The following is a 15,118-nucleotide window of genomic DNA, read 5'->3' on the forward strand; positions in this document are numbered from 1 at the left end:
GTGTCGGGGACGTGCGGTGCTGGGTGGGGGACGCCGTGGTCAGCTCTCCTGCTGACCGGGCTGGTGGAACTCTGCGGGCACGACGTCGGCACCGGCCTTCAGGGTGCGGCCGACCGTGCACGCCTTGTCGATGGCGCGCTGGGCGACGGTGAGGAGCTTCTCGCGATCGGCGTCGTCAAGGCTGCTCAGGTCGATCTCGAACTTCTCCGTGAGGACGGGGTAGCGATCCTCGGCCATGTCCTTGGGGTCCTCCACGCGGATTGTGGTCGCGTAGTCGTCCCCGAGACGGCGGGCGAAGGCTCGGTCACTGCTCATGCCCGCGCACGCGGCGAGTGCGATCTTCAGCAGCTCGCCCGGGGTGAAGACGGCGCCTGCTGAGGCAGGGCCCACCTCGACGCGGGCGCCCCGCGCCGAGAAGCCGGTGTAGGTCCGCACGCCGTTGCGCTCCACCCACAGGGGGTCTGCGGGTGACGGGGTCACGGGGGCGTCGGTGGACTGGTCGATCGTCTCGCTCATGGTCTGATCCTTCCATCTGTGTCTGACATCGCGTGAAGATGTCAGCGGGGCGCCGTGCCGGACGGCGACGGGTCGCTCCCGGGTGAGTCGTCCCGGCCGGCGTCGGGACGCTCTGTCCGGCGCTCGGGGACCGCTCGGGCGGGCGTGACGCGCCCCAAGTGCAACGCGGCGTGCGGCCAGGGCGTTCCCGGCCGATGATCGGTGGTATGAACCATGGGGAGAAGGCCGCGGACGGCGGCCGGGGCCCTGGCGGAACCGGTGGCCCTGGCGGAACCGGTGGCCCCGGCGGAACCGAGGGGCCCGGCGGCGCCCCGGGGGCCGGCGCCACCGAGGGGGCGCCGGGCGACGACTGGCGGGACTGGCGGGGCTGGGTCAAGCGACTGGCTCTGGCCGTCGGCCTGATCATCGCGATGTGGCTGGTGTACCAGTTCCTGGCGGCGTTCCTGCCCCGCTGGTGGGCGCAGACGATCGGCAACGCCGTGGACGGCTCGTTCGCGGCGGGGTCGTGGTGGGGCTTCCTGATCGGCGCCGTCTTCACGGCCGCGCCGGTCGTCCTGCTCGCGCTGGCCGTGTGGCCCGGCAAGCGGTCCGGGGCCGTCCGGACGGCCCTGCTGGTGTTCGCCGTCGTGTGCGCGGCCCCGAACCTGCTGACGATGGCGGTGGCTCTCGGCTCGTCGAACGCGGCGCACGCCGGCAACCGCATCATGGACGTGGACGCGCCGGCGTTCCGGGGTGCCTCGGCCGCCGGTGCGGTCGTGGGCGGGGTCCTGGCACTCGGGCTGACCGGCCTGATCGGCTGGTTCAGGTTCCGGGGGAAGCGCCTGAAGGAGCTGAAGGCGAAGGACGCCGACCTCACGAAGTGACCTGAGCCGGGGAGGGCTCCTGCCCGCAGGGTCGGCACCGCGCTGCCGGGATCGCCCAGTAGTCTGGGCGGCGCGGTCCGTGGCCGCGTCTTGGGAGGCATGGTGGCTGTTACTCGGATCACTTCACGCAACGCCCGGTTCCAGGTGTTGCAGACGCTGTTGCACAACCGGACCAAGCGTCACCGTGCGGGGGAGTTCATCGTCCAGGGTGTCCGGCCCGTCTCGATGGCCGTCCAGTTCGGGTGGGACATCCGAGCACTGCTGTACGACGCCGAGCGGTCGCTGTCCTCGTGGGCACGCGGCCTGCTCGCCGGAAACCCGACCGCGGAACAGATCGCCATGGCGCCCGGGCTGCTCGCCGAACTGAGCGAGAAGGCCGACGGCACGGCCGAGATCCTCGCGGTGGTCGCCATGCGCCCGGACGACCTGGAGCGCATCCCGGTGCCGCACGACTTCCTCGGGGTCGTGTTCGACCGGCCGACCCAGCCGGGGAACATCGGATCGATCGTCCGCTCGGCCGACGCGTTCGGGGCGCACGGTGTGATCACCACAGGGCACGCCGCGGATGCGTACGATCCGAAGTCCGTCCGCGCCTCGACCGGCTCGTTCTTCGCCACGCCGGTGGTGCGCGCGGCGTCGCCCAGGGACGTGGCCGCATGGGTCGAGACGCAGCGCTCCGGTGGCGTGCCGGTGACGGTGGTCGCGACCGACGAGCACGGGGACGCGGGCGTCGCCGAGTTCGACCTGACGCAGCCCGTGCTCCTCCTGATCGGCAACGAGACCGCGGGACTCTCGAACACGTGGCGCGACATCGCGGACGTGACGGTCAGCATCCCGATGGCAGGATCCGCCAGCTCCCTGAACGCCGCCGGCGCCGCGACGGTGATGCTGTACGAGGCCCACCGCCAGAGGTCGGCGCGCGGCGCGTAGGGTGGGCGGCATGAGCGCGATCCCCACCCCGTACGAGGACCTGCTGCGTGACGTGCTCGCCACCGGCACGCGCAAGAGCGACCGCACGGGCACCGGGACGCGGAGCGTCTTCGGCCGGCAGTTCCGGTACGACCTCTCCCAGGGCTTCCCGCTGGTCACCACCAAGAAGGTGCATCTCAAGTCGATCGTGTACGAGCTCCTGTGGTTCCTGCGCGGCGAGTCCAACGTGCGTTGGCTGCAGAAGCACGGTGTCACCATCTGGGACGAGTGGGCCGACGAGTTCGGCGAGCTCGGCCCCGTCTACGGCGTCCAGTGGCGGTCGTGGCCCACGCCGTCGGGCGGGCAGATCGACCAGATCGCCAAGGTGGTCGACCAGATCCGCACCAACCCGGATTCGCGCCGCCACATCGTCACCGCGTGGAACCCGGCCGAGGTCGACGACATGGCCCTGCCGCCCTGTCATGCGATGTTCCAGTTCTACGTCGCCGACGGGAAGCTCAGCTGCCAGCTCTACCAGCGCTCGGCGGACCTGTTCCTCGGCGTGCCGTTCAACATCGCCTCGTACGCCCTGCTCACCCACATGGTCGCGGCCCAGGCCGGGCTCGACGCCGGCGACTTCGTCTGGACGGGCGGCGACTGCCACATCTACGACAACCATGTCGAGCAGGTCACCACGCAGCTCACGCGTGACCCCTACCCGTACCCGATTCTCCGTCTCGCGCCCCGCGACTCGATCTTCGACTACGAGTACGAGGACATCCAGGTCCTGGACTACGTCTCCCACCCGGGCATCAAGGCCCCGATCGCGGTCTGAACGTGATCGGGTTCGTGCGTACGACGGCGACCGCCCAGGACGAGAGGCACCCGTGATGATCGGTCTGATCTGGGCACAGGCTCACGATGCCGCCAGCCGGCCCGTGATCGGCGCCGAGGGAGCGATTCCCTGGCACATCCCGGAGGACTTCGCCCACTTCAAGGCGACCACCTCCGGACATCCTGTCGTGATGGGGCGCCTCACCTGGGAGTCCCTCCCGAAACGACCGCTGCCACGGCGCACCAACGTGGTGATCACCAGCTTCGGCGCGGTGATCGGCATGGCGGCCGTACCCACGCACGGTGAGGGCGCGACCACCCCGCCCACGGTGGTCGAGGTGGCGGGAACACTCGGCGAGGCCCTGGCGCTCGCCGCTGACGCTCCCGGCGGGGACCAGGTCTGGGTGATGGGCGGTTCGCGCGTCTACACGGAGGCGATGAGGATCGCGGACCGTCTGGAGATCACCGAGGTGGACCTCCGCGTGGAGGGCGACACGTTCGCCCCCGCCGTCGACCCGGCGGCCTGGAGGCCGGTCTCGACGGGGGACTGGACGGCGTCGACGTCGGGCACCCGCTTCCGGCACGTCACCTACCGCCGCGCCTGATCGTGGCAGCGGGCGGTGGTGACCGGGAGGGCGGCGGCACCACGCGCGGCGGTCGTAGCGCTCGCAGCCGCTGACGGTCTGCACAGGTCCACGCGGCCGTCCTCAGGCGCTCCTGCCGGCGACTACGACGTCGACGGGGCCGAACGTGGCGCCGTCGCCCTCCGCGACGTGTGCGCCGAGCGGGGCGTTGGCGAACAGGCCTGCCTCGGCCCCGATCCAGTGCCCCTGCATCGCGGTCCACAGGGCCGAGAACTCGTGCCACGTCCCGTCGCTGCCTCTGGTCCCGCCGCTGCCGGGTATTGCGCTGCCGACCGTGTCGCCGGTCGGCGTGCCGCCGGCGGCTGCGTTCCCGGGCCCGCCCTCGTGGCTGTCGCTGGAGTCGTCCCCGCTGGTGGCGCGGCCGGATGCGCCGCCGCGCTGCGCGTCCGCGCCCGAGCGGGCGCGCCAGGAGAAGCGTGCCGTGCCGTCGTCGTCGACGGCGATCCGCAGGTCAAGTGTCGTGGCTGGAGCGGGGGCGCGCCCGAGGGCCTCCTCCCGGCCTCCTGGAGCGCTTCGTGCACACACCACCTCGACGCCTGCGGGCGTGCGGAGCAGGCCGGTCCAGGCGTACTCGCGGCCGAGCAGGACGAGCCCGGCACGCAGCCCCGGCGCTTCGCCCCGGAGCGTGACGCGGGTGGTCCAGGTGCTCGCGCGGCCCGGAAGCTGCTGGCACAGCACGGCGCCCTGCTCGCGCAGGTTGCCGAGGGGGGCGACCTGCGCGGGGAGGTGGATCGAGCCGCCGCCCGCTGCCACGCACCACGCCGGTTCGGGGTTGGCCTGCCAGTGCCAGCGCGTGGCGAGCCCCGGGGCGGAGAAGTCGTCGCTGCGAGCCGGTTCGCGCTGCTCGGCGCCGACCGCGGGCAGCGGCACGGGATGCCGGAGCACCGGGCGCCCACGTCCGGACGCCGGGTCCGTCGCCGGTTCGCCGTCACCCGTCGCCGGGCCCGGCCCCACCGCAAGCGCCTCGCCCATCTGCGGCCAGCCGCCGTCCCACGTCATCGGCTGGAGATGCACCACCCGGCCGAACGGCCCGCGGTCCTGGAAGTGGAGGAACCAGTCGGAGCCGTCCGGCGCGTCCACCCACGCGCCCTGATGCGGTCCGTTGACCGGTGTCCCGCCCTGTTCCAGCACCACGCGATGCTCGTACGGACCCCAGACGGATCGGGACCGGAACACGGTCTGCCATCCGGTCGCCACGCCTCCGGCAGGGGCGAAGATCCAGTACCAGCCGTCGCGCTTGTACAGCTTGGGGCCTTCGAGGGTGCCGAAACCGGGCAGCGCGTCGCCGTCGACCACGATCCGAGGGGTCCCCGTGACGCGCCGCAGCCCCGGGTCGACCTCCACGACGGTGAGGCGGTTCTTGATCCCCGCGCGGCTGGCGGCCCAGCCGTGCACGAGGTAGGCGCGGCCGTCGTCGTCCCACAGGGGGCACGGGTCGATCAGCCCGCGTCCGGGCAGCAGGCACCACGGGTCGGACCACGGCCCGCGAGGGTCGGCGGCGGTGAGCACGAAGATCCCGTGGTCGGGATCGGGGTAGACGATGACGAAGCGCCCGTCGTGGTAGCGCAGGCTCGGTGCCCAGACCCCGGAGCCGTGCCGGGGCAAGGAGTAGTGCTCCCGTGGGGGGACGGCAGGCAGGGCGTTGGCGACGTGTTCCCATGCCACGAGGTCGCGTGAGTGCAGCACCGGGAGCCCGGGCGCGCGGTTGAAGCTCGACGCGACCATCCAGAAGTCGTCACCGACGCGGATCGCGTCCGGGTCCGGCCAGTCGGCATCGAGCACCGGGTTCTCGTAGTCCGCCATGGCGGTGCCTCCGTCGCGTCGTCACTGATGCGGTGGGTCGATGTCGATGCGGATGTCGATGCGGATGTCGATGTGGATGCGGATGGGCCGACCGCACGGCAGCAGCCGAGCGGCTGCCAGCCCGGCTCACCCTAGCAAGCGCTTTCCAGAAATTCCGCCCGGCCTCTTGCGACGTTTCACCGATGTCGGGTACGTTCCCGAGAAACCGGTTACCGGCGTCGCCTTCGCGGCGTCACCGGTGGTCAGCTCGACGACGAGCAGGAGGGCGCATGCCGATGGTGGTTGCGACAGAACCGGCGCCGGCTCCACCGCGCCCGCGCCGCCGGTCGCCGCTCCTGCGGCACCACGGCCTCTACCTGATGGCCGTCCCGGGCATCCTCTACTTCCTCCTGTTCAAGTACGCCCCCATGGGCGGGCTCGTGATCGCCTTCCAGGACTACATGCCGTTCCTGGGCATCGGCGGCAGTCCGTGGGTCGGGTTCGACCACTTCGTGCGGCTCTTCACCGAGGACACCTTCCTCGTGCTGCTGCGCAACACCGTCGTGGTCTCGCTGTTGCTGCTCGTGTTCGCGTTCCCCGTGCCAATCGTCCTGGCGCTGCTGCTCAACGAGGTGCGCACCCGTGCCTTCCGGCGCACCGTCCAGTCGGTGATCTACCTGCCCCACTTCCTGTCGTGGGTGATCGTCGCGTCGATCTTCTACGTGCTGCTGTCGACCGACGGCGGCTCCGTCAACAACCTCGTCGTGGCCGCGGGCGGTGAACCGATCCCGTTCCTCACCGACCCGGACTGGCTGCGGCCGTTGTACGTGGGGCAGGAGATCTGGAAGGGCGCGGGCTGGGGAACCATCGTCTACCTGGCCGCCATGACGGCCGTCGACGTCCAGCTCTACGAGGCCGCCGAGCTCGACGGCGCCAACCGGCTGCGACAGACCTGGCACGTCACGCTCCCCGCCATCCGCCCGACGATCGTCGTCATGTTCATCCTGGCCATCGGCGACTTCCTGGAGCTCGGCTTCGAGCACATGTTCCTGGTCATGAACTCCCTGAACCGTCAGGTCGGCGAGATCTTCGACACCTACGTCTACACCGCCGGCATCCAGAACGGGCAGCTCAGCTACGCGGCCGCCGTCGGCCTCTTCAAGGGGCTGGTCGGGCTGCTGCTCGTGGTCATGGCGAACCGGCTGGCCAAGCGGTTCGGCGAAGAAGGCGTCTACTAGAGCGGCCGGGGGGCACCGTGTTCTCGTTCGAAGGCTTTGTCCGGATCAACACGTTCCTCGTGGCCGTCTACCGCGTGGCGTACCTCAACCTGCTGTGGCTCGCGACGACGCTGCTCGGCCTCGGCCTCCTGGGCATCGGCCCCGCCTCCTACGCCCTGGCCGCCTATCTGGACCGCTGGCTGCGATGTGGAGAGACGCCCCCGGTGGCCCGGGCGTTCTGGCGGCATGCCCGCCACCGGCCCTGGCGCTCCACGCTCGTGGCCTGGATCCTGCTGGCGGCCGGAGGCGTCGTCGTCGGCAACCTGTTCCTCGCACCGCACTGGTCCGTGCGGGCCGCCAACCTCGGCGCGCTCGCGGTGCTCGCGGTCACGGCGTCGTACGTGTACCCCGTGATGGCCGCCACGGACCTGCCGACCGTCCCCCGCCAGCTCGCCGCCGCCCTGCTGATCGGGTTCGGCTCCCTGCACCGGACGGTCCTGGGCGCGACGGTCGTCGGCCTCACCACGTGGCTGCTGTGGCAGTACGCGCTGCCGCTGCTCGTCCTGTTCGGCGTGGGCATCCCCGCGTTCGCGACGGGCCTCGTGACCCGTCAGGTCTTCCGCGGCCTGACCGCCGAGTCGGCCGCTGACGCACCCCGTTCCCCGCTCCGGGTCCAGACCATCCGCCATCCCGGCGGCCCGGGCATCCGCACGGCCCTGCGTTCCGGCGGCCCGAGACCTGACGGCCCGAGACCTGACGGCCCGAGACCTGACAGCCCGGGATCCGACGGCCCGGGATCCGGCGGCCCGGGATCCGACGATCCGGCGCCCCCGACCCCTCACACGGCAACACCTCACCTCACGGAAGGAACGGCCCCATGAACAAGGCCAGGATCGGAACAGCGGTGGCCACGGCGACCGCGCTGGCACTCACCACGGCGGCGTGCGGCAGCTCTGCCGACGGCGGCGACGGTGGGCCGAAGGACAGCCTGACCTGGATGACCATGCTTCACACCCCGACGACGCCGGAGAAGGGCGGCGTCATCGAGACGGCCCTGGAGGAGCACACCGGGATGGACATCGAGTTCCAGTGGGTGCCGGACGCGTCGAAGGAGGAGAAGCTGAACGCGGCCCTCGCCTCGGGCGAGCTCGCCGACCTCGTCTCGCTGACCGTCATCGACGACACCCAGGTGCGGTCCGCGCTGACCTCGGGCATGTTCTGGGACGTCGAGGACTACCTGGACGAGTTCCCGAACCTCGCCCGGATCCCGGACGCGACGCTGGACGCGGCACGCATCGACGGCGAGCTGTACGGAGTCCCGTACCAGAAGCCCGCCGCGCGCTACGGCGTCGTCGTACGCCAGGACTGGCTGGACAACCTGGGCCTGGAGGTGCCGCACACCATCGACGAGCTCACGGAGGTCGCCCGCGCGTTCACGGAGGACGACCCGGACGGCAACGGCAAGGACGACACGGTCGGGTTCTACGACCGCGAGGAGAGCTTCCGCGTCGGGTTCCGCTCCCTGGCGGGCTACTTCGGCGCCGGCCAGCAGTTCGAGGTGACCGACGACGGCCAGGTGGTCCCCGCCGCCACCACCGACGCCTTCAAGGAGGCGATGGAGTGGTACCGCGGCGTGTACGCCGGCGGCTGGGTCAACCAGGAGTTCGTCACCGTCCAGAAGCAGAACCAGCAGGACGGCATCGCCCAGGGCAAGGGCGGCATCGTCGTCACCGGCCTGTTCGAGGCGAAGAACTACAACGCGCTGGCACGCTCCGCGGACCCGGACACCCCGATGGAATGGGCCCTGGTCAACGACATCACGTACGACGACGTCCCGCGCCGCATCCTGTCCGACACCAACGGCGGCATGGGCGGCTGGCTCGCGATCCCCACCACGGAGGTCGAGACCGAGGACGACCTGCGGGCCGTGCTCGGGTTCATCGACAAGCTCATGGATCCTGAGGCCTTCGAGCTCATGACGAACGGCATCGAGGGGGAGCACTTCGAGACCGACGCGGACGGCGTCGTGACCGTCATCGACCAGACCGCGTGGGAGCAGGAGGTCCAGCCCTTCAGCTCGTCCCGCCCGTCGGAGCTGGTCACGACGTACCAGAGCTCGGACGAGTACGTGAACCTCGGCAACGAGCTCATGGCCCAGAACGCCGAGTACATGGTCGCCAACCCGGCACAGTCGCTCACGTCCGAGACGTTCGACCGGCAGTGGTCCACGCTCGAGCAGCAGCTCAACGACGCCTACAACCAGTACATCACCGGACAGATCGAGATGGCGGACTACGAGGCGACGATCGAGAGCCTCCGCGGGCAGGGCCTGGACGCGATCGTCGACGAGTACTCGGCCTCGTACGCCGAGGCGAACGGCTGATCGATGACGGTCGACGACACCGTGCACGCCGCCGGCGGCACACTCGAGACCACCGTGATCCAGGAGGCGATCGACGCCGCGGCCCGGTCGGGCGGCGGCACCGTGACCGTCATGGCCGGGGTGCACCGCACCGGCGCCCTGCGCCTGCGCAGCCACGTCGAGCTGCACCTGGAGTCCGGGGCGCGCCTGGAGTTCGTGCCCGACCCGGCCCTCTACCCGCCGGTCGAGGCCCGCTGGGAGGGGGCGCCCGCCGTCGTGCACTCACCCTGCCTGTACGCGAACGGCGCCACCGACGTCGCGATCACCGGCCTCGGCACCATCGACGGCGGAGGGGCACCGTGGTGGGACACGTTCCGGAACTCTCCCGCGGACCTCGACCACCCTCGGCCGACCCTGATCGGGCTGCACGAGTGCGAGCGGGTGACGATCCGGGACGTCTCGCTGCGGAACTCGCCGTCGTGGACGGTACATCCGCTGCTGTGCGAGGACGTGTCCGTCTCCGGGGTGCGCATCCACAACCCGGCCGACTCGCCGAACACGGACGGCATCAACCCGGAGTCGTGCCGCAACGTCCGGATCAGCGGGTGCCACATCGACGTGGGAGACGACTGCATCACGATCAAGTCCGGCACGGAGCGCTCACCGCAGCGGGTGCCGTGCGAGAACGTCACCGTCACCGGTTGCACCATGGTCCGCGGTCACGGCGGCGTGGTGATCGGCAGCGAGATGAGCGGGGGCGTGCGGAACGTGGTGATCAGCGCCTGCGTCTTCCAGGGCACCGACCGGGGGATCCGGGTCAAGGCGCGGCGCGGCCGCGGCGGCGTGGTCGAGGACGTGCGCGTGAGCGACCTCGTCATGAGCGACGTGATGTGCCCGCTGGTGGTCAACCCGTTCTACTTCTGCGGCCCGGACGGCAAGGAGCCGCACGTCGCCGACCGGGATCCGCACCCCGTCGACGACTCGACACCGTCGTTCCGCCGCATCCACGTCGCCCATGTCACCGCCAGGGGCGTGCACGCCGCGGCCGCCCACGTGTACGGGCTGCCGGAACAGCCGGTCACCGAGCTCACGCTGGACGACGTCGTGGTCTCGTACGCCGACCACCCGAAGCCGGATCATCCGGCGATGGCCGGCGGCGTGGAGCTGATGGCACGGCGAGGGTTCCACCTCGGCTACGTCGCCGACTCCGACCTCCGCCGGCTCCGCGTGGACGGCTGCGACGGCCCGGGCCTCGTCGTGGAGGAGAGCCCCACGCTGCGCCGGTCGGGGGTGAGGATCAATGGCAGGGCCGACGACGACGGCTGACGGGACCGTGGCCGACACGGCGACGGCCGCGGAGCCGGCGCCGCCCGGCCGGTCGGCCGAGGTGTGGATCACCGTGTGCGGCATGGTGCTGTCCGGGGTGTTCCTCGGAGGGTTCTCCGTGGTGGTCAACGGGATCGACCGGAGCGCGTTCGACGGCGCCCTGGGTCCCGTTCTGCGGGATGCGGGCCTCGACCTGAGCGCCGCCGGTGACCCCTACACGGCTGCCCGGACGCTCGGAGCCTGGTTCGGGTTCACGCTGCTGGGCGTGCTCGCACTCGGGACCGCCGGGATCTTCGCCGCCCGGCGGGCCCCGGGGCGCCGGGCCACCGGCTGGCTGCTTGCCGCGGCGGGCCTGGTCTGCCTGGTGGGGAGCCAGCTCATCCTGTACCCGGTCGCGTTCCTCTTCTTCGCCGGTGCGGGCCTGTTCGTGTCGCGCCGTGGCGACCGGTCCACCGACGTAGGGAGAATCACATGACCGTCACCGGCCCGGCGCCGACGGTGCGCCTCGACCGTGAGGCACGCACCGGCGGGTTCCGTACCGGCGGGTTCCGGCGCCCATCGACGGGAACGCGGGTCTTCCGCGTGGTCAACGCCGTCGTCCTGACCGGGTTCGCGCTGCTGTGCGTGCTGCCGTTCCTCAACGTGCTCGGGAGCTCGCTCGCGACGCCGGGGGAACTGGCGACCAAGCCGTTCGTCGTCGTCCCCGAGACGTTCACGCTGGACGCGTACCGCTACATCCTCTCCACGGGGACGATCTTCCGGGCTCTGGGCGTATCGGTGTTCGTGACCGTGGTCGGGACGTTCGTGAGCCTGCTGCTCACCTCGTTCATGGCGTACGCGCTGTCGAAGCGGTACCTGCGGGGGAGGCGGGTGATCAACTTCCTGGTCGTGTTCACGATGCTGTTCAGCGGCGGCATGATCCCCACGTTCGTGGTGGTGCAGCACCTGGGCCTGATCGACTCGCTGTGGTCGCTGATCCTCCCTGTGGCGATCAACGCCTTCAACCTCGTGATCATGCGCAGCTTCTTCCAGGCGATCCCCGACAGTCTGGAGGAGGCGGCGCGCATCGACGGCTGCTCCGACATCGGTGTGTTCCTGCGGATCGTGCTGCCGCTGTCGCTGGCGTCGATCGCGACGATCGGCCTGTTCTACGCGGTCGCCTACTGGAACACCTACCAGCACGCGATCCTGTACATCAACGACTCGTCGAAGTGGCCCGTCCAGGTGTTGCTGCGTCAGGTGGTCATCGTCGCGAGCGGCATGAACGCCGACGCGTCGGCCGTGGACGTGGTGCCGCCCGCGCAGTCGGTGAAGATGGCGGTGATCGTCGTGGCGACGCTGCCGATGCTGATCGTGTACCCGTTCATCCAGCGCTTCTTCGTCAAGGGCGCGTTGATCGGGTCGGTGAAGGGATGACCACGACCGCTCGGCCCGCCGGGACGGGAGCCGGCGGCGGGCCGACGCCGTCCACCAGGGCCGTCGCCGCCGAGGCCGTCGGCCTGGTCGCGCGCAGGGCTGCCGCGCTGGATATCGCCCTGCACACCGTCGAGGTGAGCGTCCGCGGCGAGCTCGTCGCGCATGCCGCCTGCGCCCCGCGTGGCCCCCACGTGCCGCAGCGCATGTACTCGGTGTCGAAGACGGTCACGGGCCTGGCCGTCGGGCTCCTGGAGGCGGAGGGCGCGCTGAGCGCCGACGACCCGATCACGGCGCACTTCCCCGAGATGTCGCCGGTGCACCCGTGGCTGGAGGCCACCACCATCCGGCACCTGCTCACGATGCGCGGCCCGCACAGGTCCACCACCTACAGGCTGACCGAGGGCGACTGGCTCGCGTCGTACTTCCGTGTGCCGCCGACGCACCCGCCGGGCACGTTGTTCACCTACGACACCTCCGCCGCCTACACGCTCGCCGCGCTCGTGGAGCGCCTGTCCGGCGCCTCTCTCGCCGACTATCTGCGCCCGCGCCTGTCCGACCCGCTCGGTGTCGGCCCGGACCTGAGATTCCTCACCGGACCCGACGGGATCTCCCACGGCGGGTCGGGCCTGATCTGCACGCCGCGGGACCTGCTGCGTCTCGCTCACCTGCTCCTCGCCGACGGCGTGCACGACGGCGTTCGCCTGATCCCCGCGGGCCACCTGCGCGACACCTTCCGCCCGCAGGCCGACACGACCCAGCTGACCTGGGGCGGGACGCTCCGGGGCGGGTACGGGTACCAGACGTGGCTTCCGGCGCGTGGCGGCTGGCTGATGTTCGGGCTCGGCGGGCAGATCGTGTACGGCGACCCCGCGCGAGGCCTCGCCGTCGTCGTCACCGCCGACGCCCAGGCCTGCACCGGGGGAGACCAGCGCCTGCTCGACGACGTCATGGATCGGCTGGTGGACCCGCTCACCGCCGCGATCGACGGTGGTGCGATCGATGGTGGTGCGATCGATGGTGGCGTGTCCGGTGGTGGCGCGTCCGCCGGTGGTGTGTCCGGCCTTCGCCTCGAGTGGCCGGCCCCGGGTCGTGTCCGGGCGGAGGCCGACACGTCCGGGGGGACGGGTGCACCTCCACCTGCCCGCGCGGGTGCCCCGGCGTCCGTGGTCGCCGGAACCTACCGGAACGTCATGGACGGCCCTGGTCCCGCGGAGCTCGCCCTGGTGCTCGGCGACGGCGGCCACGGCGGCGGCGTCGGCCGCCTGAGCGCCACGTCCGGCCACCGTGAGCCGGACTGGTCCGTCGAGCTGCGGCTCGACGGACCCGTCAGTACCCGGATCGGCGGCGATCCCGCCGTCGTCACCGCCGGCTGCCCGGACCCGTCCACCCTCGATGTCCGCTGCGCGGTGCACGGCGAGGACCTGGCCACCTGGAGGTTCCGCCTGGCCTGGGCCCCGGACGGCTCGCTCGCCGTCCGGGCCCAGGCGTTCTGCGAGTCGGCCGACCCGGCGTGGACGTTCGAAGCCACCTACGTCCGGGTGTGACCTTCCTCCGTCCTCGCGTCCGGCGCCGCACGGATGCGGTCGCCGGAGAACGCGCCGCGCTCGCCGGAGTTCCCCGGTCAGGCATGGCTCCTGGTGTCAGACCAGGTCGCGTACCGCCGCGTACTGCTCCCGGATCACCGGCCGCGGGTCGGCGTCCAGCGTCGCGGTGATCGTCGTCGACCAGGCCGGTGGCGCGGGGTGCTCGGCGCCGGCAGCGGTGCCGGTCGCGGCGAGCACCCAGGCCGCCTGGCGGGCCGCGCCGTCGGCCACATACTCGCCCGGTTCCGGGATCGCGATCGGCAGGCCGAGGACCTGCGGCGCGATCTCCTGCACGGCCGGGGACTGGGCGGCGCCGCCGATCAGCAGCACGCGCTCGACGGGGACACCCTGCGCCTTCAGGGAGTCCAGGCCGTCCGCGAGTCCGCACAGCATGCCCTCGATGTAGGCGCGCGCGAGGTGCGGCCGGGTGGAGGTCGCCAGGCGGATGCCGTGCAGCGTCCCGGTAGCGTCGGGCCGGTTGGGGGTGCGCTCGCCCTCCAGGTAGGGGACGAGAACCAAGCCGTCCGATCCGGCGGGCGCCCGCAGGGCGAGTGAGGCGAGCTCGTCGAAGCCGGCGTCGAGCACCTCGCGGGCGGCGTCGAGCACGCGGGCGGCATTGAGGGTGACTGCGAGCATCAGCGCGTTGCCGGTGGCGTCCGCGAAGCCGTTGATCGCGCCGGACCCGTCGGCGGTGCGCCGGGGCGCGACCGCGGAGACCACGCCCGACGTGCCGATCGAGATCGCGACGTCGCCCGTCGTCATGCCGACACCGAGGGCGGCGCCCGCGTTGTCACCGGCGCCGGGGCCGAGGAGGGCGCCACCCTCGACGTCGGCCCCTGCCACCGACGGGTGCGCGACGCCGCCGGACTCGGCGGGACCGAGCACGCGGGGCAGCACGACGTCGTCCCGGCCGAGTGCCATGCGGAGCAGGTCCGGCCGGTACTCGCCGGCGCCGTCCGCGCCCTGAGCGTCGTAGTAGCCGGTACCGGACGCGTCGGAGCGGTCCGTGAACAGCGCGTTCAGGTCCGGGCCGAGAGGGGCGCTCGGGTCGCCGGCCGGGCCGTAGCCGGCGATGCGCCAGGACAGCCAGTCATGGGGGAGCGCGACGGCCGCGACCCTCGCGGCGTTCTCCGGTTCGGCGTCGTGCAGCCAGCGGAGCTTGGTCACGGTGAGGGACGCGACGAGCACGGAGCCGACGGCGTCCGCCCAGCGCTGCGCACCCGCGGCACGGTCACCGTCACCGAGTTCGGAGATCAGCGCCTCGGCGGCGTCCGCGGAACGGGTGTCGTTCCACAGGAGCGCGTCACGGATCACCTGGCCCTCGGCGTCGAGCACGACCATGCCGTGCTGCTGCCCGCCGACGGCGATCGCGGCGACGTCGGCAAGACCACCCGCGGCGTCGGCGGCCTCGGTGAACGCGGTCCACCAGTGGTCGGGACCGATCTCGGTCCCGTCCGGGTGCTTGGCCGAGCCGGACCGGACCAGCTCACCGGTGGCGGCGTCGCGGACGACGATCTTGCAGGACTGCGTGGAGGTGTCCACGCCGGCGACGAGGGGCATCGGTGCTCCAGGGGTTCGCGATGGTGCGGTGTGCGGTGGGGTGGTGTGCAGCGGGGTGGAGGGCTGTCTCTTATACACATCTCCGAGCCCACGAGACGGAGCTACA

Annotated in this window: 14 protein-coding genes; 11 read left to right on the forward strand and 3 right to left on the reverse strand. The window is 71.7% G+C overall.

All coding sequences use genetic code 11. The features are described from left to right. Positions 1 to 39: 39 nt before the first annotated feature. Complete coding sequence (locus HGK34_RS14875) at positions 40 to 516, reverse strand: OsmC family protein (protein ID WP_201848763.1); 477 nt, start codon at positions 514 to 516, stop codon at positions 40 to 42. Positions 517 to 722: 206 nt separating this feature from the next. Between HGK34_RS14875 and HGK34_RS14880 the strand changes: the two genes are divergently transcribed. The 4 genes from HGK34_RS14880 (at position 723) to HGK34_RS14895 (ending at position 3,727) form a co-directional block, all read left to right on the forward strand. Further along, the gene (locus HGK34_RS14880; RefSeq protein ID WP_201848765.1) at positions 723 to 1,379 is read left to right on the forward strand and encodes a hypothetical protein; all 657 of its coding nucleotides are present in this window, start codon (positions 723 to 725) and stop codon (positions 1,377 to 1,379) included. Positions 1,380 to 1,481: 102 nt separating this feature from the next. Then, on the forward strand, positions 1,482 to 2,309 hold the full coding sequence (locus tag HGK34_RS14885) for a TrmH family RNA methyltransferase (protein ID WP_307815979.1): 828 nt from the start codon (positions 1,482 to 1,484) through the stop codon (positions 2,307 to 2,309). A gap of 10 nt (positions 2,310 to 2,319) precedes the next feature. Continuing rightward, positions 2,320 to 3,123: a thymidylate synthase gene (locus HGK34_RS14890; protein ID WP_201848769.1), complete on the forward strand. Its 804-nt coding sequence runs from the start codon at positions 2,320 to 2,322 to the stop codon at positions 3,121 to 3,123. A 55-nt stretch (positions 3,124 to 3,178) separates the two neighbouring features. Continuing rightward, a complete protein-coding gene (locus HGK34_RS14895) occupies positions 3,179 to 3,727 on the forward strand; it encodes a dihydrofolate reductase (protein ID WP_201848771.1) in 549 nt (182 codons plus the stop codon). Positions 3,728 to 3,829: 102 nt separating this feature from the next. On the opposite strand, the gene HGK34_RS14900 is transcribed toward HGK34_RS14895, so the two are convergent. Then, positions 3,830 to 5,569, reverse strand: a complete 1,740-nt coding sequence (locus HGK34_RS14900; protein WP_201848773.1) for a glycoside hydrolase family 43 protein — start codon at positions 5,567 to 5,569, stop codon at positions 3,830 to 3,832. A 269-nt stretch (positions 5,570 to 5,838) separates the two neighbouring features. Between HGK34_RS14900 and HGK34_RS14905 the strand changes: the two genes are divergently transcribed. From HGK34_RS14905 to HGK34_RS14935, 7 genes are read left to right on the forward strand one after another with little or no spacing between them, the layout of a single operon-like run. After that, entirely contained in the window at positions 5,839 to 6,786 is a 948-nt protein-coding gene (locus tag HGK34_RS14905; RefSeq protein WP_201848775.1) for an ABC transporter permease, read from the forward strand. A 17-nt stretch (positions 6,787 to 6,803) separates the two neighbouring features. Further along, complete coding sequence (locus HGK34_RS14910) at positions 6,804 to 7,646, forward strand: YesL family protein (RefSeq protein ID WP_201848777.1); 843 nt, start codon at positions 6,804 to 6,806, stop codon at positions 7,644 to 7,646. Continuing rightward, positions 7,643 to 9,148 (forward strand): extracellular solute-binding protein, encoded by a 1,506-nt coding sequence (locus tag HGK34_RS14915; protein ID WP_201848779.1) that lies wholly within the window; start codon positions 7,643 to 7,645, stop codon positions 9,146 to 9,148. Before HGK34_RS14910 ends, HGK34_RS14915 begins: the two co-directional genes overlap by 4 nt. A gap of 3 nt (positions 9,149 to 9,151) precedes the next feature. Further along, positions 9,152 to 10,453, forward strand: coding sequence for a glycoside hydrolase family 28 protein (locus HGK34_RS14920; protein WP_201848781.1), 1,302 nt, complete (start codon positions 9,152 to 9,154; stop codon positions 10,451 to 10,453). Beyond that, positions 10,428 to 10,928, forward strand: a complete 501-nt coding sequence (locus HGK34_RS14925) for a hypothetical protein (RefSeq protein WP_201848783.1) — start codon at positions 10,428 to 10,430, stop codon at positions 10,926 to 10,928. The genes HGK34_RS14920 and HGK34_RS14925 overlap by 26 nt, the downstream gene beginning before the upstream one ends. Next, the gene (locus tag HGK34_RS14930; RefSeq protein WP_201848785.1) at positions 10,925 to 11,869 is read left to right on the forward strand and encodes a carbohydrate ABC transporter permease; all 945 of its coding nucleotides are present in this window, start codon (positions 10,925 to 10,927) and stop codon (positions 11,867 to 11,869) included. Before HGK34_RS14925 ends, HGK34_RS14930 begins: the two co-directional genes overlap by 4 nt. Further along, on the forward strand, positions 11,866 to 13,413 hold the full coding sequence (locus HGK34_RS14935) for a serine hydrolase domain-containing protein (protein WP_201848787.1): 1,548 nt from the start codon (positions 11,866 to 11,868) through the stop codon (positions 13,411 to 13,413). The genes HGK34_RS14930 and HGK34_RS14935 overlap by 4 nt, the downstream gene beginning before the upstream one ends. 96 nt (positions 13,414 to 13,509) lie before the next feature. Here HGK34_RS14935 and HGK34_RS14940 read toward each other — a convergent pair whose 3' ends face one another. Beyond that, on the reverse strand, positions 13,510 to 15,012 hold the full coding sequence (locus HGK34_RS14940) for an FGGY family carbohydrate kinase (RefSeq protein ID WP_201848789.1): 1,503 nt from the start codon (positions 15,010 to 15,012) through the stop codon (positions 13,510 to 13,512). Positions 15,013 to 15,118: the final 106 nt, after the last annotated feature.

It is taken from the genome of Myceligenerans indicum (genome assembly GCF_016742955.1).
Classification (GTDB): Bacteria; Actinomycetota; Actinomycetes; order Actinomycetales; family Cellulomonadaceae; genus Myceligenerans; species Myceligenerans indicum.

Excerpts from the sequence above, each read along its gene's own strand:
- HGK34_RS14880 (WP_201848765.1), top strand. The coding sequence starts at position 723 with ATGAACCATGGGGAGAAGGCCGCGGACGGCGGCCGGGGCCCTGGCGGA.
- HGK34_RS14925 (WP_201848783.1), top strand. The coding sequence starts at position 10,428 with ATGGCAGGGCCGACGACGACGGCTGACGGGACCGTGGCCGACACGGCG.
- HGK34_RS14935 (WP_201848787.1), top strand. The coding sequence starts at position 11,866 with ATGACCACGACCGCTCGGCCCGCCGGGACGGGAGCCGGCGGCGGGCCG.
- HGK34_RS14900 (WP_201848773.1), bottom strand. The coding sequence starts at position 5,569 with ATGGCGGACTACGAGAACCCGGTGCTCGATGCCGACTGGCCGGACCCG.
- HGK34_RS14920 (WP_201848781.1), top strand. The coding sequence starts at position 9,152 with ATGACGGTCGACGACACCGTGCACGCCGCCGGCGGCACACTCGAGACC.
- HGK34_RS14905 (WP_201848775.1), top strand. The coding sequence starts at position 5,839 with ATGCCGATGGTGGTTGCGACAGAACCGGCGCCGGCTCCACCGCGCCCG.
- HGK34_RS14895 (WP_201848771.1), top strand. The coding sequence starts at position 3,179 with ATGATCGGTCTGATCTGGGCACAGGCTCACGATGCCGCCAGCCGGCCC.
- HGK34_RS14930 (WP_201848785.1), top strand. The coding sequence starts at position 10,925 with ATGACCGTCACCGGCCCGGCGCCGACGGTGCGCCTCGACCGTGAGGCA.
- HGK34_RS14875 (WP_201848763.1), bottom strand. The coding sequence starts at position 516 with ATGAGCGAGACGATCGACCAGTCCACCGACGCCCCCGTGACCCCGTCA.
- HGK34_RS14940 (WP_201848789.1), bottom strand. The coding sequence starts at position 15,012 with ATGCCCCTCGTCGCCGGCGTGGACACCTCCACGCAGTCCTGCAAGATC.
- HGK34_RS14915 (WP_201848779.1), top strand. The coding sequence starts at position 7,643 with ATGAACAAGGCCAGGATCGGAACAGCGGTGGCCACGGCGACCGCGCTG.
- HGK34_RS14890 (WP_201848769.1), top strand. The coding sequence starts at position 2,320 with ATGAGCGCGATCCCCACCCCGTACGAGGACCTGCTGCGTGACGTGCTC.